This is a genomic window from Paenibacillus sp. KACC 21273 (assembly GCF_028736095.1).
Lineage (GTDB): Bacteria > Bacillota > Bacilli > Paenibacillales > Paenibacillaceae > Saccharibacillus > Saccharibacillus kyungheensis.
Genome location: NZ_CP117876.1, coordinates 1837325 through 1856258 on the forward strand (window position 1 = coordinate 1837325; position 18934 = coordinate 1856258).

The following is an 18934-nucleotide window of genomic DNA, read 5'->3' on the forward strand; positions in this document are numbered from 1 at the left end:
GCAAAGTTCATTCATAATCTAACTATATTATAAAAATCAACAGCTTCTCTTATACACTAAGGGAAGCTGTTTCTATATTACTTTTTCTTACATTTTTTAGCAAAATGATTCGTTTGTAGGTGGATATCGTTATACTTTAAGTAAGACTAACTCTATCCCATTATGTAAAGGAGGAGGTATTCGTATGAAAGATATTCGTTTATGTACCAAACCTAATCTACTTTTTCTTCATATATTGGAAGCGTTATCAAATTTACCGTATATAGCTAAGCTAGACATCAAACAAGATACCACTGAGTATGCGACAGCAGAATATTTTACATTTGTGATGGAAGACCAGTCGACACTTGTTCATTTAATTAACGATCAATCTACCAGTATTCCATATTTGTTGATTTCAGGACCTGCTTGCCAACAATTAGCTTATGATTTATATCAAAGTGGACTTGTATATTCAAGTAAAGATATTGTATATCGCTGTCTGCATGATCAACATGTCGATCAGAAAATTGATGCGATTTGTCGTCTTGGTATTGCTTCTTACGGAGAACCGTCTGCTGAAGTATTGCACATTTTTGAATTATATCTTCGTGATCCGGATGTACGTGTACGTCAATCGGCTGTATTTGCTACCAGCTTTATCGGATGGCAAGAGTTCGAGAAGATGTTAGTCTATACGGCTAGTCATGATCCTGATTCGCGAGTTGCTGAAATTGCTGAAAGTGCTATTCAGATTATGCGTGATAGTGATTGGTTATCTGAACGTGCGTAACCGATGTAAGATGAAGCTTGATTTGGGTATGCTGGAGTAACGTTGATAACGTTTATAAATTGGGAGATACTATAAATAAATGTTGATATTAGTCAGCAAAACAGCAAATATTCTGGGATTATGCAAAAAAACCAGAGTATTTGCTGAAATAAGTGAAATTTGTCAGAGAAATTGCTCACATTTGTTAAGTTTCATGCTAAAATGTCTGTGTAGACAGCCATATCTATGACTGTTATCCATATTCTTCACCGGCAGGGCGCATACATGGGGGAACCGCTATGCTGTGGGAAGGTGCGAAGGGGTGTAGAATGAATAAAATAATAGTCAATCCGGCCCTTGCCCGAAACCATACACTTGCGAATACATATCAGATTCGCAGGACATTATCGGTTAGTGAACTATCTATCGTCTATGTAGCAAGGCATATCGAGCAGGGTACACTTCATGTGGTAAAAGAATTTTTTCCAAGTGCAGTGGTACAACGTAAAAGAGATCGTCGAAATATTGATTGTCATGAACCAGGGCTGGGTTCTAAATATAGAGAAATGCTAGAAACGTTTCGATCTGAAGCTGAGATTCTAAGTCAGATTGATCATCAAGGGATTGTGCGTTATGTGCAGTATTTTGAAGAAAATGGTACGGCTTATTTAGTGACAGAGTATTGCAAAGGTATGACATTGGATCAATTTATTGAAGAACATCCTACAGAAATCACTAACGACTTTTTGTTAGAACGGCTTGGTCTGGTTATTCGTGCTCTAGAATACATACACAGTCTCGGTTATATTCATCGTGATATTCGTCCAAGTAATATTTTGATTGGGGAAGATGGACAGACCAAGTTGCTTGATTTTGGTTCGGCTGTACGTTATCAAGAAAAGACGCATACGATCCTTACGACAGCAGGATACTCACCGATTGAATTTTATTCGGGTCGTTCGGTGCAAGGTCCAGTATCTGATATTTATAGTTTAGCGGCTACGATGTATTTTTGCTGTCAGGGCAAAGCACCTATCGATGTGCCGAAGCGTTTGTTCCATGATACGTTAGAACCTCTGCGTGATATGACCAAAGTCTCTCCTATTTTAACAAGAGTGATTCATTGGGGACTCGCTGTATCCGCAGACAAACGTTGTGCTTCTCTCAAATGGTTCAAAGTCGCAATGCGTGCTGAACGTCTATGGGAGCGCAAATTCATTTTAATGAATGGTAAAAAGAAACTGGCTAATCACCAGAAGCCTACCGTCAAAAAATAATTATTTTTAAAGCCTGCATATCAATATAGTGTAGGCTTTTTTGTACTATCTATGCAGATTCAGTAAGAAATAGCTATAAACATAATAATCACTTTTTTATCATAAAATTAATGGAGGAAAAAAGTACATGCTTAACATTACACAGAAATTTATAAATGAATTAAAGTCCAAACAAGATATTAATTATGAGAAATTTCAAGGATACATAGGTACAATTATTCGTTACGGAAATCAAGAAGATGCAAAAGCATTATATAATGTTTTTATACAAGATCCTTTACATTATGATAAGCAACAATTACTAGAACCTATTATGAGATTAGGTGATAGCAATCTAGCCCAAGCATTATACGAATTTTCTATTGTAGATAATGATCTGACAGAAGAAGTGCCTTATGAAGTATTACATGCTTTGGGCTATATGGGAGTAACGGAAGCTATACCTGTATTAATAAAGTATGCGCTAAAGTGGACTACATGCAAGCTAGCTTGTCTTGGATTAGTTCATTTATCTGTTGAGAAATATCAGCAAGAATTAAAAGATAGATTAGAACAATTGATTAATCAACCTCTATTTGATGAATTTTTACCTATACTTAGTTTCCGTTTATATGACGATACTTTTGCAGAGCGTTTGTATGAATGGGGAGATCAATATGCTTCGATTGATAGTAATGCAGGATTGATTTTAGGAATTGCTTTATATGGACAGAAACAGAAAGAAAAAATAAAGAATATTATTTGGAGCTCTAACTGGCAAGCTCATGATATGGGTACAGGCACAGGAATATGGACATATCAAGCAATGGGATATGTTAGTTTGACATTTGAAGAATTGATTAGCGATATGAAGCAATTTTTGGTGGAAATTGAATCCGATCGTGAATTAGAATATCGGTTAGATGTTCTATACTTTCTACTAACTTGCAAATTAAATTATTTCTTCAAAAATATTAAATTTACGAATTCTAATCATGAGAAGATAGAATCTTTATATACATTGTTCTATTCAAGTAGTAATGAGGACATAGACGATTCGATATTCAAATCTATCAAGAAACGATTTAATCGGGATGAACAATTCAGTATTATTGAAAGTTACGAACGTTTAAAATTGCAAATGGAAATGTATATTCACTTTGAAGTAGAACGCGAACATTTTCTCTTTTAACACAGAATATACATTCCAAGAAAATCTTTACACAAGCAAGCTGTTTAGCATTGCTGTTCCTGTGGTATAATTAATTTAGCTTTAGAATCTATTAACGAAAGGATCAGGATACCATGGGTCCCCGAAGGATACTTCCCCAAAGGACGGTTTGGAAACGTTATGATCTCTCTTATACTTAGCTCTTCCGTAGAGAACAAGTCACTATAGACCAACTCGAACGGAAGAGGGAATCATGTATGCGAAGGACAAAGTCCTCCAAGTTTGCCTCACGTAAGAGTCGGTCGATATCGATCAAACTTACGAGAAATAGAGGGAGCTTGTATGAGGAGAAAACAAATGGATAAAACAGTATTAAGGCAGATTGCCATAATACTGCTTGGAACTTTGATTTTAGCGTTTGCTTATTATCACATTAATGTTCAGAATCAATTATCAGAAGGCGGATTTGTAGGATTAGCCTTATTAGGAAAATATGCATTTGGATGGTCACCAGCTTGGACAGCTTTACTGCTGGATATACCAGTGATATTACTTGCATGGTGGTTGAAAGGCCGCCGATTTATGTTATTTACACTGATTGGAGCACTATCGTTTTCACTATTTTACTCATTATTTGAGCAATTATCGTTGTTTGTGGTGGACCTGCACGGTAACCTGCTAGCAGCCGCTGTATTATCTGGGTTGTTAACCGGTCTAGGAGCAGGAATCGTTCTACGATATGGTGGGGCGACCGGAGGCGATGATGTGTTGTCCAAATTGATCAGTGATTGGAGCGGTTGGAAAATCGGTAATGTATTTTTTGCAAGTGATGCGATTGTATTGTTAATCTGTCTGTTCTATTTACCGCTCAAAGAAACCATATATACCGTTTTGGCGGTATGGATTGCAGGTAAAGTGATCACATGGACGATGACAACAACATGGCAAGTACGTCACTTATTGCCGATCAAACGTACATCCACATTAGCTGTATCTGTAAGTAAAGTAGCTGTCAAACCAATAACATCTACTCCGCAATCACTACAAATCAATCATAAAAGTATCAAAGTATAAAATAAAAGCCGTCAGGTAGATCATTAAGATCAACCGAACGGCTTTTTTTGTTATATTGTTTTGGTGCTAGCTCTTTTTTCAACAAGATAATAACTAAGAATCGATCCCAAAATGCCAACTACAGCTACAGCACCACCGATCAGCGGTACATAAGGCAATCCAAGATGTGTAATCACCACACCACCGAGAAAAGCACCACCTGCATTTCCCAAATTCAGTGCAGAGTGACTGGAAGTCGCTGCAAGTCTTGGTGCTTCATGAGCCAGATTCATAATGCGAATCTGGATACCGGGCATAATCCCGAATGCGGCTGCACCCCAGAGAAAAACAAATACTAACGTTAAAATCTGATTGTGAAGTACGCTTGATAGAATAACCAATAAGATCACAAGAATAGTAAACGTCGCAATCAGAGAAGGCATTAGCTTCCAATCTGCTAACCTACCGCCTATAATATTACCTAACGTTACACCTACACCGAACATCACCAGAATCCATGTTACACTATGTTCTTGAAATCCGCTCACATCTGTGAGTAAAGGGGTAATGTATGTAAAGACAGTAAACATACTACCACAGCCAAAAGCACCGGTGAATAAAATAAGCAGCACTTGTGGATTGATTAGACTACGGAATTCTTTGGCAAGACTCGAAGGTCCAGACTGCTCAATCTTCGGAATTAAGAAAAAGATACCGATTAGTGAGATCATACCCATAATCGTAATCGCACCGAATGAAGAACGCCAGCCCAAATATTGTCCGATAAATGTTCCAAAAGGAACACCGATAATGTTGGCGATCGTAAGCCCGGCAAGAACCATAGAGACGGCACTAGCTCTTTTCTCCGGTCGTACCAGTCTAGCCGCTATAAGTGAGCTTGCTCCCAAAAAAGTACCATGTGCTAGAGCAGTCACTAGTCTTGAAGCCATTAATAATCCATAGTTAGGAGCAATGACAGCCAGAGCATTACCCAGTATAAAAATAATCATTAACAAACACAGTAATTGCTTCTGCGGAATACGATGGGTTAATACGGTTAATACAGGTGCTCCTACAGCTACGCCAAGTGCATAACTTGTAATCAATTGCCCTGCTTGTGGAATCGTGACATGAAGGTCGTTAGCTACATTAGGTAGCAGTCCCATAATGACGAATTCAGTCATACCAATAGCAAAAGCACCAGCAGTCAGGCAGAACAGAGCTGCTGGAAAGCGGTCATTTTGAGGTGAAACTTGTTCTTTTGTTACAGATGGTTGCATACATGATCTCCTATTTTCTGAAATGAACTATTTTTCTCTAAAATGCTTGTACAATTTTCTGTATGTACATAGTAACATTTAAAATTCAAAGTGAGTATACACTTACTCAAAATTCATACTAAAGGAGCTTGGCGATGTTAACATCCAAACAAGAAGTACAATTAAGTAAATATATGAGTCTGATTTTGCGTCATACGCCTGAAGAATATGGAATCCTCTTAGATGCTCGTGATGGTTCGTGTACATTGGAAGAGTTAGTCCATGTGTTACGTGAGCAAAAAGGATGGAGCGAGATTACAGAAGGTGATATTCGTCAGGTAGTCGCACAATCTGACAAGCAACGCTTTGAAATCAATGAAGATCGTATCAAAGCTAGATATGGTCATAGTCATACTCAGGTGCAAGATGAACAAGGTACACCGCCTGAAATCTTATATCATGGTACACATGAAAAAGCATTACCACTCATATTAGAGCAAGGGCTTCTGTGTATGAATCGCCAGTATGTGCATTTATCAGCGAGTACACATTTTGCCGAACTAGCAGGTAAGCGTAGAGGCAAATTAGTCCTTTTACAAGTCGATACTGTGCGCGCGATAGAAGCAGGGGTGACTTTTTATTTTGCAGGGCATGAAGTCTGGTTGTCCGATCATATTCCTGCTCATTGTTTAACTCAGGTATAAATATACAGATACAATAGATATAGTCAGCATATGAACAAAGATATAACTCTTATCAATCATGGGTACAACACATATGCATATGACACGCAAATCAAAGGGGAGCGATAATGAGTCGCTCCCTTGTTGGTTGTTTTTTTACTTTTAGCAAATACAACAGATCCATTATACAGATAAGTACTTAATTAGGAGTCTGACAAGTCTGACAGCTATCAATAACTTATCAATGTACTTTCAATAGATAAGAGTATGGTCAAAGTACCTAGCATATCAGAGTAAGATTGACGAACATCAATGATTTAAGCTTGAAGATCAAAAGTTTCTGCTAACAAACGATATGATTTCAAGCGAGCTTCAGTATTGTGAATAGCGGAGACCACAAGTAATTCATCTGTTTGATAGTCTTTAGCAAACTGTAGCATTTTTTCTTTGACCTGATCAGGTGTACCGACAACACGGAAGCGGCGTGTATCTTGAATATGTGCTTTTTCTGAATCGGTATAAGGGTATTGTGCTGCTGTTTTGGCAGATGGTAAATAAGGCATTGGATTGTTCTGACGTAGCATTAAGAAATACAGATCATTGCTACGCATATGGTATTCTGCTTCTTCCTCTGTGTCTGCACAAGAAACAGTAATCGCTGCAAGTGATTTTGGAGTGTTAGACATCAGTGAAGGTTTGAAGTTGTCTTTATAATGAGCAACTGCATCTTCACCACCGGCTGTCCCGAAAAATTGAGCAAATGCATACGAAGCGCCTGTCATTGCGGCCAGATCAGCAGTTCCACCACTCGAACCGAGTAACCACAACTCAGGAGCTGTCTCGATACTAGGTTCAGCTATCAATCCGGGGAACCGGTGATCCGCAGGTAGAGCATCATTCATATAAGCAATGAGATCAACAATTTGTTGTGGATAGCGATCAGATGCATGCATCGATGGAAGTTTACCTTCTTGAAGTGCGCGCGTAGCCAGTGGCATACCACCAGGTGCACGACCAACACCGAGATCGATACGGTTAGGATAAAGTGCTTCTAATAGACGGAAATTTTCTGCTACTTTGTAAGCACTATAGTGAGGTAGCATAATACCACCTGAACCGACACGAATTCGTGACGTCAGGGCGGCTACATGAGCGATTAATACTTCAGGGCTGGAATGAGCCAGACTTGGAGAAGCATGATGTTCTGACATCCAGAATCTGGAGAAGCCTAATCGATCTGCTTCTTGCGCTAATTTTAATGTATTGGCCAAAGCATCTTTGGCATCTTCGCCTTCGTTAATATGGGATTGATCCAGTACGCCTAATTTCAACATATATAGTCACCTCTGTTTGGGATAAAATGTGATCATCGTAACTTTTCGATACTATGTTACTTTAATAGTGTAACCTAAATCATTCATCTTGTCCCATTACACACAAAAAATCCACAAAAGGAGGGGAATCCTTCTGTGGATATTGAATGCTATTTATTTAGAAATTAATCTACTCTAAATTAGCGTGATTGGTAAACATAGCTGCTGAATCTCCGCCACGATGTTCCATTAAGCGAAGCATCAATCCATCGAAAAATAATAATACAGTCTGTTCGAACAATGAACCCATCGGTTGAACAGTCTCATATTGATTATGATCGGCTGGATCTTTAGGAGAACCCGGCAATTTGACAGTTAGAGCAGACTTCTGACCGATTGTTGATTCAGGAAAAATGGTAACCGCAGCAATAGTCACTTCCGCTTTTTGCGCTTTTTCAGCCATTAGGACAAGACCTTGTGTTTCTCCAGAACCGGAAGCGATGATTAACAAATCACCTTTTCCAGCACGCGGAGTAACCGTCTCACCGACAACATAAGCATCAAGACCCAATTGCATCAAGCGCATAGCGAATGCTTTTGCCATTAGACCGGAACGTCCAGCACCAGCTACAAAGATTTGACGTGCTGTCAAAATCTGTTGTACCAATGCTTCTGCTTCGACTTCAGGAATTGCTGCAAGTGTACGTTCTAATTCTTGAATAATACGATCAAAATGTGTAGAGATTCCTGCTTGGTTACTCATCAAATTAACCTTTAGTGATCAAGTCGCGAATTTGAGAAGCTACGCCAGCTTTATCGTCTTGACCAGTAATTCCGCCACCAACGATGATTAGATCAGGGTTAGCTTTGATTGCTTCTGGCAATGTTTCTAATTTGATACCGCCAGCGATTGCTGTTTTAGAGTTTTTAACTACACTTTTGATAGTCGCCAAATCTTCAAACGGATTTTGACCTGCTGCTTGACCGTCATAACCTGTGTGTACACAGATATAGTCTACGCCTAGCTCGTCCAATTCTTTAGCACGAGTTGCGATATCTTTGACGTTGATCATATCTACCAATACTTTGCTACCTTGTTTTTTAGCTTCGTCTACGCAACCTTTGATAGTTAGGTCATTACTTGCACCTAGAACAGTTACGATATCTGCACCAGCTTCAGAAGCTTTCATCACTTCATAACCACCAGCATCCATGATTTTAAGGTCAGCAAGTACTTTCAAGTTAGGGAAAGCATCTTTCATTGCTTTTACAGCATGAAGACCTTCGTTAATTACGATTGGTGTACCAATTTCTACGATATCGATAAAAGGTTCTACTTCTTTTACAAGTGCAATCCCATCAGGGATGTTAACCAAGTCTAATGCTAATTGAAGTTCCATAATATATAATTCCTCCTAGTTGTATGTTTCGTTCGGTATAATGACTCGTTCGATGATTATTATCATGCTACATAGCGTAGACAGCTATCATCGACGTATTGCTAGTATAAAGTAAAAGGTGCTCTTTATGTAAGTACGCACTTTTTATTTACATAGTGTCTAAAAGTATACTGTGAACCTTTTTTCAGTTATAATAAAGGTAACATAAAACGGTAAATCCGTATAAAAAACAATCCTTTAGCATAATGTTATTAGCCGAATTGGAGGAATCTCAATCATGCGTGAACGTATATTTAATTGTGAAAAAGAATTAACTTTATCTGTGATCGGTGGTAAATGGAAAATGTTGATTTTGTGGCATCTGGGTAAAAGCGGAACAAAACGGTTCGGTGAACTTAAAGCATTGATCCCCGGCATTACGCAACGGATGTTAGTCAGTCAATTACGTGAACTGGAAGAAGATCTTATTGTGCATCGTGAAGTCTATCCAGTCGTTCCACCCAAAGTGGAATATTCATTAACTGAAATGGGCGAAACTTTAATGCCTATTCTGGATGCGATGTATAACTGGGGCAAACACTATATGGATGTGGCTGAGATCAAGCCTGTCGAGATCAAGCCAGCTTCTTGGAATTAAATTTATATCAAAAACATTTGGGCGAGCATGAATTCGTAGATAATGACGATGAATGCTCGCTTTTTTGACGTATAGTCATTGTTTTTTCTAATCAGAAACCTAAAGATTCAAGTACAATTTGAACACATACAGAATAAATAGTATGTAATTGGGGTATACATAGTAAAGACCGAATCTTTTTTGCCTATAGGAGGACACTAAAATGAATATCGCAATTATTGGAGCTAATGGACAGATTGGTAAAATCTTAACTACTCAATTAGCAGCAAATCAACATAAAGTCAGTGCCGTTATCCGCAAACCGGAACAAGCGGAAGCATTAGAAAAAGTAGGTGCTCAAGCTGTACTTGCAGACTTGGAAGGATCAGTAGAAGATCTAACCAAAGTGCTTCAAGGAGCAGATGCAGTTGTTTTTGCAGCAGGTTCTGGTGGTAGCACAGGTGCAGACAAAACATTATTGATTGATCTAGATGGAGCAGTCAAAAGTATGGAAGCTGCTGAGAAAGCAGGCATTTCACGCTTTGTGCTAGTGAGCGCATTGTATGCAGAAGATCGTACGCAATGGCCAGACGATATGAAAACTTATTATGTCGCTAAACATTATGCGGATAAAATGCTAGAAGCCAGTTCACTTGATTATACAATTATCCGTCCGGGTGGATTGTTGAACGATAGTGGTACAGGTAAAGTGAAATTGGTTGAACATTTAGGAGAAAAAGGCAGTATCCCACGCGAAGATGTCGCTTCAGTGATCGCATCCATTTTAGATCAATCCAGTACGTATCGTCGTTCTTTCGACCTTGTGTCTGGCGATGATGCTATTGAAGAAGCGATTCAGTCTGTATAAACATTGATTGAATATGGAATAAGTATTGAAGCTATTTTATAAATGAATGAAAAAGAGGCACAGACGATGTATTAGTCTGTGCCTCTTTTGTATATTCTTCACATTTATAGTATTTTTGTCGATAAGAATAGTGATAAAAACTTATCAACTACATACATTACATAGTAGCAAGGAGTACGAAGAATGAATGGATTTTTAGCAAACTACGGATGGATTATTATATTTTGGATTGTAGCAAGTATATTTTTTTTACCAGGTTTGATTATTATTTTCACAGGGATAATCAAGTTATATAAACAATCTAAATTTGTTTACATACACAAAATTAAAGTAATTATTGATGTTCAAAATAATAATCTTATAGAGGAAGTTGAAGAACTGTTAGAACACTCTAATCATATATTAAAAAATAAAAGTGGAATTACTCAAAAAGATGCTTTATTAATAGATAGTATATTAAAAGAAACACTCGATCAGTTAAAAGATATTGAAATTGAGATTAAGTTACCTTGGACATCATTCTTTTGGGATTCATTAGAACTGATAGAAGAATTAAAAAAATATTTGCAGAAACATAAAACGATTCAAGAACAAATTAATTTAGATCGTGTCAAAATAAATGAATTACTAGAAGCAGAGCAGTATACACAAGATTATTATACTCATTGGGAAGATTCCTTTAAGATACTAGAACAACATATTTACCATTTTACCACTGAAATAGGATCAAGTTTATCCAAGTGGTCTAGGCAACAAAAAGAAATTCAAGAGTTACTCAGCAAAAGTAAGCAATGGCAGTATTCAGATACTATTCAATCATTTCAACTTTTAAAAAAAGTAGAGCAAAAAGTGAATATATTGCAAAAACAGTATGAACAACTAAAAATATATTATCAATATGCTATTGAGTTTGAAGACAAAATAAAAGCAGTACGCCTTGAAATTCATAATTCTCTAGAGAAGCATAGCTTATTAACTGTTGAGATTGATCCCTATCAATGGATAAATAAAAGCAGTAACACTTTAGAAGCCTTTCATTCTTCTATTCGTCAGGCTGATCTATTGCAAGCCCAATCCTTGTGGAATCAATTAGAAGACTCTATTGAGAAATCAATTGTTATTATTGAGAATAGAATAGCTCTGCAAGAAAACGTTCGAGAACAGCATAGAAGAGCACATGAACGGTTGCAAGTATTAAAGAGTATTGAATTAGAATTATCTGTAACATGGGTTTCAGCGCGTCAAGATTGGAAATCTTCAGTCTGGAATCATACATTTAAAAATTTTGAGAAAGCATGTAAAGCCTTACAAACGATTGAATCAGATTTAGAGCATATTCAACAGTATCTTCATGAAGATATTCAAAAATATATAGAATCTGAAAAACACCTTATACCATTAGATTCTAAATTAATCTATATCGAACAGGAATTACATGCTAGTCAGGAGCAATTGCAATTGTGGCAACAATTACAACAACAGCTTCCTGAAAAAGTAAAGCAAGCTGAGTATAAATTAAAATATAGTTATGCTAAAGCTGAACAAGAAGCGATCAAGTGGAATATGAACACAATGTTAGATGAGGAGTATCAATCTATACAGAAACAACACGATAAAGTGCATGCTCTTTTCTCAGAATCCCCCCAAAATTTAAATCTATTGCAACAGCAATGTACAGCCTATATTGAATCTATTGAACAATGGGTTAGTACAATCAATACCTTAATAGATTACCGTGATGATGCTGTGCCCCTTAGGTTAAGATTAGAAAATGATTTTAAGCTTCACTATCGAACAGTAAAATGGTATCTACCCATGGGAGCAAGTGAACGTTATAAAAATTCTTTTAAAAAATTTATAAAAGATTATGAAGATTTAACAATGAATGGTCAGTACGAATCTGCATTTGCATCATTACAAAATATAAAAGGTATTATTGCAGAACTACAACTAGCTTATGATCAAATAACAGCGCAACAACAAGCACTAAAAAAAGCAAAAACAGAAGAACGTTATCGTACACGTCAATTACAAAATCAAAAGAATAACAATAAAGTAGTCAACCATTATCATACTCATACTTCTAAAGGGATTACTTTATTCGGGTCTATTTCTTCTTCATCCAAATCCAAATCCAATATTGCATACAGAGATGATGACACTTGGGAAGATGACGATGATGAATAATATCTATATCGCTATATGTAATAAAATTTCCATAAATAAAGATATTAATGAAAAAACGATTGAACATTGTGTTCAATCGTTTTTTTATCATTAGATCATTATTTGGGATGATCTTTATCCCATTCTTCTGCTTTGGCAGTCGCAATCGCGATTGCTCGACCTTCTTCATAACCTTCATCTAGCAAAGCATTCGCGATTTCAATCGCTTTATGACGTACACGAGTATCTAAATTTTTCATAGATGGGGGATAATCTCCGTTAGTCCACGGCATTATAAACACTCCTTATCAGTAAAATAGAATAAAAGACAATGATCACTAATTATTCAACCATCTAAAAGGATGAATAAGAAGGATTCCATGTAGTTCATTTACCCGTCTATGCTTAGACGAAACGGTAGCCGGGCATAATAAAAAGCTCTCACCTTAGCGGTAAGAGCCTTTATGGATGAATCTAGTATTATTATGCTTCTTGGAACATTGCTTTGTACTCGCTGTATCCTTCAGCTTCTAGATCTTCTTTAGGAACAAAGCGTAGAGCAGCCGAGTTAATGCAATAACGCAATCCATTTGGACCCGGGCCATCATCGAACAAGTGACCTAGATGAGAGTCTGCTTCACGACTACGTACTTCAGTACGAACCATAAAGTGGCTCAAATCCATATTTTCTTTCACTTGATAATCTCGAATTGGACGGGTAAAGCTTGGCCATCCGCAACCGGAATCATATTTGTCGAGTGAGCTGAATAATGGCTCGCCAGAAACGATATCGACATAGATACCTTCACCATGATGATCCCAGAACTCATTTTTGAAAGCAGGTTCTGTACCATTTTTTTGAGTAACATGGTATTGGATTTCGGATAGTTTGTTTTTTAGATCACTTTTATCAAGTTTGGTAGACCAGTGTTCGTTGATAAAAGCGTCCCGACCAGAACCTTTACGATAGCGTTTGTAATGTCCTGTATTTTTTTTGTGATAATCTTGATGATATTCTTCTGCTTCGTAAAAAGTCTGAGCAGGCTCGATCGGTGTTACGATTGGTTTGTCAAAGCGTCCGCTAGCAGCTACTTCTTGTTTGGAGATTTCTGCTAACTCGCGTTGCTCATCTGTATGATAATAGATCGTTGTGCGGTAAGAAGAACCACGATCGTAGAACTGTCCACCTGCATCAGTAGGATCTATTTGTTGCCAGTATAATTCTAGCAATTTAGTATAAGGAAAGATTTCTGGATCATATACGATTTGTACAGCTTCTGCATGGCCTGTTGTTTCGGTACATACTTCTTTGTACGTCGGATTCTCTGTATGTCCACCTGTATATCCGGAGCGAATACTGATGATGCCTGGTAGTTCTTCAAAAGGGGATACCATGCACCAGAAACATCCGCCTGCAAAAGTAGCCTTTTCATATTGTGAGTTGCTCATTTATCGTTCACTCCATTTCTTTGAATAAATAATTAAAATTTAAAGAATACATAATATATCTTACACTATATAAAACCCAAAAAAACAGTGTATTCAAACATTAGATACGTATAAACTGTTCATTTGGATGACATCTATTTGTAAATAAAGGGACAAAAACCGCTGACATGTTGGCATGTGAGCGGTCTATAATCATATTTTGGTCTTTATAAGATATCCGGTTGGCCGATCAGATGGATCCATCTTATTTTTGTGGAATAGTCAATTGGTATCCAGCAGGTAAAAGATTGTTAGCAGCAATCAATTCATCTACAGTTACACCGTATTGAGCAGCGATTTCAGTCAAGCTAGCACCTTGTGGAACAATAACAGTTGTTGCATTTTTAGTTGGTGTTACTGCTGGAGTTGTTGGTTCAGTTGGTGTTTCTTTAGCTGTTCCAAACATAGCTTCTACTTGTTGAGATACTGCTGTTTGGTAAGCTAGGTTATCTGCACGTTGTTCTGCTTTGTCTTTTGCTTTTTGGTGATTACTTGTATCAGCAGCAGCCGATACTTGGCTTGCTCCCATAGGTGCAACAAGAGCAACAGCTCCCAAGCTAGTAGCTAAAGCAGTAGACAATAAGACTTTTTTAAATGTTGTGTTCATGATATTTTCTCCTCTGTAATTACATAATTTTTTATAACTTACTTTCATTTAGTAACTTTATGATATAAATATACCACCATGATTCGACAATTGCAATAGATGATGTATATTTTTTTGATGTTATTTTTAAAATATTTGTTCTGTCATGTTGTATACTCTTATTATAAGCTTTGCTATTAAATTCACATGAGTTATAGCTTAAAACCATATGAAATTTCAAAATAAATACAAAAAAAGATAAAATTTAAAAATCACTTTTATCTTTTTGATATTGCTTCTATAGTAGAAGTAGTGCTGAGATAGATACATATACTTGTGATCGAAGGAGATTAGATGATGACAGAACACGAGAATAAACATATAAAACGCAAACGGATCGCTTTGATCGGAATAGGGGATATTGCTCGTAAAGTGTATTTGCCATTGCTGATCAATCGTGTAGATATAGAAGTCGTAGGAATTATCAGTCATTCAGAGCAGACTGTGCGCCAGACGATGGATACATTTCGACTGACAAAAGGAAGTACTGACATTGAAGATATTCAAAAGTGGGAACTGGATGCGGTATTTGTACATAGCCCAACTTCGACGCATTATGATATTGTAATGAAATGTCTGCAATATGGATTGCCTGTATATGTGGATAAACCGTTATCTTATAATATAGAAGAAGCACGCCAGATGACCTCAACAGCAGAGCAAAAAGATTTGTTGCTTGCGGTTGGATTTAATCGTCGTTTTGCTCCATTATATATGAATGCTTATGCCTGGCTAGCTGAAGCAGGCGGGTTTGAATTGTGCGAAGTGGTCAAACATCGTACCCGTTTACAAAGTGTACCTGCTAAAGAAACGGTATATGATGATCTGATCCACATGTTGGATTTATTAATGTGGTTGGGTAATGACACGTATACGGTTATGGCTCATCAGCTTCGTCAGCAAGGAAATGGCAACGGTCCGATGCTTCATGCTTCTGGCATGTTGTCGTTAGGTAATGGACGATACGGAAGCTATACGATGGCTCGCAGTGCAGGGATTGATATGGAAAGATTGATTTTGCATGGTGGCGGACGTTCTGCCGAAGTGATGAATATGGATAGTGCTTATTTATATGAAAAAGATATGTTACCACAGCAGCAACAGTTTGGTAGCTGGGAGACGATATGGGAACGGCGTGGATTTATGGGAGTGGTTGATCATTTTCTAGATCGGTTATCAACGCCTGAACAATGCAGTATACGCGCAGATCTGGTATTGGAATCACATATTTTAGCAGATCGATTAACGTGTGATTTATAAACAAAAGAAATAGTTCACCTCGAAAGGATGCAATATGATGGATGATTATGATTACGACAACCTAACAAGCAAAGAGCAACAGAAATTAAGAGAAGAGCAGATTGTACAAAGCTATCGTCAGGATGAAGATATGATGATTCTGGTATTTGCTCAGTGGTGTGTAAATCGTGGATTTGATGCTAAAGAATTGTACCAGACCGCTTATCCAGATCAGGTAGATAATCCACGTCTACAACAAGGCATTAATTTGACAGTGCCCAAAGAAGAAGCAGGCGATATTCCTGATGACACATTATTCGGTGTATTGTCGATGTATGGAAATGAAGATCTTGCTCTGGTTATTAGCGAAGCGATAGATACAAGAGCAGCTACAGAGCGTCGATTGGCTTCACAAGAAGGCGAAGAAGAGTAAAATAACCATGTATACAAAGCTTTTGTTATTTCCTGAAAATTAAAGGAAATGACAGAAGCTTTTATTTATTTTTGCAAATTTGAAAATTTTAACTTGGCATATTACACTGAATATGATTTAATAATAACTATTACGATTTGAAAAAAATGTAGAAAATTGTAGAATGATATATAATAGTGTCATATAGGGGTTATACTAGTATATAATTGGAGGAGAAATAACATGATGAAAGCAACTGGTATTGTAAGAAAAGTAGACGAATTAGGACGGGTCGTTATTCCAATCGAATTGCGCCGTGTAATGAATATTGATGTAAAAGATGGTTTAGAGATTTTTGTCGATAGCGATCGTATTATTTTGAAAAAATATGAGCCTTCTTGCATTTTCACAGGCGATTCAGAAGACCTTATCTATTTTAAAGGTAAAATGATTAGCCGTAGTGCTATTGAAGAATTGATGGAAGCTTACCGTACGCAACGTTAAGATTCACTATTCACTGTAACACAGTCATAATAAATGATAAAAACCTGAGGCGATACACCAGCATAACGTTGGTTCGCCTCAGGTTTCTTTTTGATAGTTAGGATGAGATAGTGTAAGTCACTTGCATAATAGAATGTTCATTCGCTTGAACTTGCTGAGGTTCAGCAGGTTGAATCAGCTGAATATGTTCGATACCATCGGGAACAATAACAGGTGTGATGACAGAGAGATTAGAAGATTGGATCATAGCGATATCAAATTCAATCAACAATTGCCCTGCTTGAATAGAATCACCTGATTTTACATGTAAAGTAAATGCTTGTCCTTTTAAAGACACTGTATCCAATCCAATATGAATCAATAATTGTACACCACTAGCATGTTCAACAATAATAGCATGTTTACTTTTATCCATCACATGCGCCACCGTTCCATCGAAAGGCGCGTATAATTTACCTTCGTTTGGTTCAATCGCTATACCTTCACCCATATGCTTACCGGCAAAAGCAGGATCAGGCACCAGTTCTAACGGAACCAGTGTTCCACTAATCGGAGCTATAATATTCAATACAGCGGTATCAGTCGGAACGTCACTAACTGCATGAGAACTAGCAGAAGCAGAAGTTGTATTATTGATAGCAGATGAGCTTGATTCAATAGAAGAAGTGGATGGTTCTGCATAATCAATAGAATCAGCAACAACGGAATCTGTTGCATTGATCACTACTTTATCTTTGTATCCGAACAACCATGTGAGTGTAAATGCGATCGCGATCGCTACTACGTTACATAAGATATACAGTGGAAGTTGACTGTTCAAGTAAAGCAAAGTTCCTGGAATAACAGTAATCGCCATTCCTGATCCTGCTAAATGGAACAAAGAAGCCATAAAACCACCAATACCGCCACCGATTAATCCCATAATAAATGGCTTCATATAACGTAAGTTGACTCCAAAAATAGCCGGCTCAGTAATCCCTAGAAAAGCAGATAAAGAAGAAGGAAGTGCCAATGCTTTGAGCTTATTGTCTTTGGTTTTGAGACCTACCGCTAGACATGCGCCACCTTGAGCAGCCATTGCACAGGTGATAATAGCATTAAATGGATTGACACCTGTTCGTTCTAACAATTGAATTTCTAAAAAGTTGAAAATATGATGAACACCAGTTACCACAATAATTTGATGCAAAGAACCGATCAATAGCCCTGCAATTCCATAAGGCATATCCAATACATAAATGGTCGCATTCAATACAACAGATTCCAGTGAGTGGAAAATAGGGCCAATTGCAAATAGTCCAAGCGTAATCATAATCAATAATGTTAAAAATGGTGTTAAAATCAGATCAATCGCTTCAGGAATCCGCTTACGTAATGCTTTTTCTAACTTTGCTCCAATCAGACCAATAACAAATGCTGGCAATACAGAACCCTGATAACCGACAACAGGAATAAAGCCGAACAATGTTAACGGATGCGCAGATCCATCGGCAACAGAATAAGCATTAGGGAGCGCAGGATTGACTAACATCAGACCAAGTACAATCCCTAATACTGGACTTCCACCAAACACACGGAAAGCAGACCATGCTACAAGTGCTGGTAAAAAAGCAAAGGCTGTATCGGTTAACACTTGCGTAAATAATAGAAAATTAGCTGAAATATGATCAGGTGTCATGCCGAAAAGAGCTAGAATTTGAGGTTGTGTTAACAATCCTCGTAATCCCATAAATAAACCTGTGGCTACAAGAACAGGAATAATAGGAACAAATACATCACCAAATGTACGAATCGAGCGTTGAAAAAAGTTCCCTGCATTTTTACTCTGACTTTTGATATCGTCTTTGGAAGTGCTTTCTACGCCTAAGTTTTCAACTTCTTCAAAAATACGATTCACTGTACCGGTACCAAATATAATCTGGTACTGACCTGAATTGAAAAAAGCACCTTTTACTTTATCTATGTTTTCGGTACGTTCTTGATCGATAAGCTCTTTGTTATGTACCATAATCCGCAAGCGAGTAGCACAATGAGCAAATGAGGCGATATTGTCTTTACCTCCTACAGCTTCGATTACCTGTTGAGCAATTTTTTGATTTTCAGACATGA

19 protein-coding genes are annotated in these 18934 nt (G+C 37.4%); 11 read left to right on the plus strand and 8 right to left on the minus strand.

The annotated features are described in order from the left end of the window. The first annotated feature begins 184 nt into the window (after positions 1–184). The 4 genes from PQ460_RS08330 (at position 185) to PQ460_RS08345 (ending at position 4252) form a co-directional block, all read left to right on the plus strand. Entirely contained in the window at positions 185–772 is a 588-nt protein-coding gene (locus PQ460_RS08330; protein WP_274172335.1) for a hypothetical protein, read from the plus strand. Positions 773–1080: 308 nt separating this feature from the next. Then, the gene (locus PQ460_RS08335; RefSeq protein WP_274172336.1) at positions 1081–2028 is read left to right on the plus strand and encodes a serine/threonine protein kinase; all 948 of its coding nucleotides are present in this window, start codon (positions 1081–1083) and stop codon (positions 2026–2028) included. A 127-nt stretch (positions 2029–2155) separates the two neighbouring features. Next, entirely contained in the window at positions 2156–3199 is a 1044-nt protein-coding gene (locus PQ460_RS08340; protein ID WP_274172337.1) for a hypothetical protein, read from the plus strand. A 336-nt stretch (positions 3200–3535) separates the two neighbouring features. Further along, the gene (locus PQ460_RS08345) at positions 3536–4252 is read left to right on the plus strand and encodes a YitT family protein (protein ID WP_273612986.1); all 717 of its coding nucleotides are present in this window, start codon (positions 3536–3538) and stop codon (positions 4250–4252) included. Positions 4253–4302: 50 nt separating this feature from the next. Here PQ460_RS08345 and PQ460_RS08350 read toward each other — a convergent pair whose 3' ends face one another. Further along, a complete protein-coding gene (locus tag PQ460_RS08350) occupies positions 4303–5511 on the minus strand; it encodes an MFS transporter (protein ID WP_273612985.1) in 1209 nt (402 codons plus the stop codon). 134 nt (positions 5512–5645) lie between these two features. On the opposite strand from PQ460_RS08350, the gene PQ460_RS08355 reads away from it, so the two are divergent. Continuing rightward, positions 5646–6194, plus strand: coding sequence for an RNA 2'-phosphotransferase (locus PQ460_RS08355; RefSeq protein WP_274172338.1), 549 nt, complete (start codon positions 5646–5648; stop codon positions 6192–6194). A gap of 296 nt (positions 6195–6490) precedes the next feature. Here PQ460_RS08355 and PQ460_RS08360 read toward each other — a convergent pair whose 3' ends face one another. The 3 genes from PQ460_RS08360 to hxlA all read right to left on the minus strand — a co-directional run bounded on the left by PQ460_RS08360 (position 6491) and on the right by hxlA (position 8886). Continuing rightward, complete coding sequence (locus PQ460_RS08360) at positions 6491–7507, minus strand: LLM class flavin-dependent oxidoreductase (RefSeq protein ID WP_274172339.1); 1017 nt, start codon at positions 7505–7507, stop codon at positions 6491–6493. Positions 7508–7676: 169 nt separating this feature from the next. Beyond that, a complete protein-coding gene (gene hxlB / locus PQ460_RS08365; RefSeq protein WP_273612982.1) occupies positions 7677–8249 on the minus strand; it encodes a 6-phospho-3-hexuloisomerase in 573 nt (190 codons plus the stop codon). 4 nt (positions 8250–8253) lie between these two features. Further along, positions 8254–8886 (minus strand): 3-hexulose-6-phosphate synthase, encoded by a 633-nt coding sequence (hxlA, locus tag PQ460_RS08370; RefSeq protein WP_273612981.1) that lies wholly within the window; start codon positions 8884–8886, stop codon positions 8254–8256. Between the two features lie 268 nt (positions 8887–9154). Between hxlA and PQ460_RS08375 the strand changes: the two genes are divergently transcribed. From PQ460_RS08375 to PQ460_RS08385, 3 genes are all read left to right on the plus strand, one after another. Continuing rightward, the gene (locus PQ460_RS08375; protein ID WP_274172899.1) at positions 9155–9523 is read left to right on the plus strand and encodes a transcriptional activator HxlR; all 369 of its coding nucleotides are present in this window, start codon (positions 9155–9157) and stop codon (positions 9521–9523) included. 202 nt (positions 9524–9725) lie between these two features. Then, the gene (locus PQ460_RS08380; protein ID WP_273612980.1) at positions 9726–10370 is read left to right on the plus strand and encodes an SDR family oxidoreductase; all 645 of its coding nucleotides are present in this window, start codon (positions 9726–9728) and stop codon (positions 10368–10370) included. 183 nt (positions 10371–10553) lie between these two features. After that, complete coding sequence (locus PQ460_RS08385) at positions 10554–12557, plus strand: coiled-coil domain-containing protein (protein ID WP_274172340.1); 2004 nt, start codon at positions 10554–10556, stop codon at positions 12555–12557. Between the two features lie 98 nt (positions 12558–12655). Here PQ460_RS08385 and PQ460_RS08390 read toward each other — a convergent pair whose 3' ends face one another. The 3 genes from PQ460_RS08390 to PQ460_RS08400 all read right to left on the minus strand — a co-directional run bounded on the left by PQ460_RS08390 (position 12656) and on the right by PQ460_RS08400 (position 14631). Further along, the gene (locus tag PQ460_RS08390) at positions 12656–12829 is read right to left on the minus strand and encodes a DUF2188 domain-containing protein (RefSeq protein ID WP_273612978.1); all 174 of its coding nucleotides are present in this window, start codon (positions 12827–12829) and stop codon (positions 12656–12658) included. A 190-nt stretch (positions 12830–13019) separates the two neighbouring features. Further along, positions 13020–13985: a peptide-methionine (S)-S-oxide reductase MsrA gene (gene msrA, locus PQ460_RS08395; RefSeq protein WP_274172341.1), complete on the minus strand. Its 966-nt coding sequence runs from the start codon at positions 13983–13985 to the stop codon at positions 13020–13022. 244 nt (positions 13986–14229) lie between these two features. Further along, positions 14230–14631 carry a LysM peptidoglycan-binding domain-containing protein gene (locus PQ460_RS08400; RefSeq protein WP_273612976.1) on the minus strand — a complete coding sequence of 134 codons (402 nt, stop codon included), beginning with the start codon at positions 14629–14631 and terminating at the stop codon, positions 14230–14232. Positions 14632–14967: 336 nt separating this feature from the next. Here PQ460_RS08400 and PQ460_RS08405 point away from each other — a divergent pair, with 336 nt between their 5' ends. From PQ460_RS08405 to PQ460_RS08415, 3 genes are all read left to right on the plus strand, one after another. After that, on the plus strand, positions 14968–15930 hold the full coding sequence (locus tag PQ460_RS08405) for a Gfo/Idh/MocA family protein (RefSeq protein ID WP_337994000.1): 963 nt from the start codon (positions 14968–14970) through the stop codon (positions 15928–15930). A 37-nt stretch (positions 15931–15967) separates the two neighbouring features. Next, a complete protein-coding gene (locus tag PQ460_RS08410; RefSeq protein ID WP_273612974.1) occupies positions 15968–16342 on the plus strand; it encodes a hypothetical protein in 375 nt (124 codons plus the stop codon). Between the two features lie 222 nt (positions 16343–16564). Further along, positions 16565–16825, plus strand: coding sequence for an AbrB/MazE/SpoVT family DNA-binding domain-containing protein (locus PQ460_RS08415; protein WP_273612973.1), 261 nt, complete (start codon positions 16565–16567; stop codon positions 16823–16825). A 97-nt stretch (positions 16826–16922) separates the two neighbouring features. Here the strand turns inward: PQ460_RS08415 and PQ460_RS08420 are convergent, their stop codons facing one another. Then, positions 16923–18932 carry a sucrose-specific PTS transporter subunit IIBC gene (locus tag PQ460_RS08420; protein ID WP_274172343.1) on the minus strand — a complete coding sequence of 670 codons (2010 nt, stop codon included), beginning with the start codon at positions 18930–18932 and terminating at the stop codon, positions 16923–16925. Positions 18933–18934 lie beyond the last annotated feature (2 nt).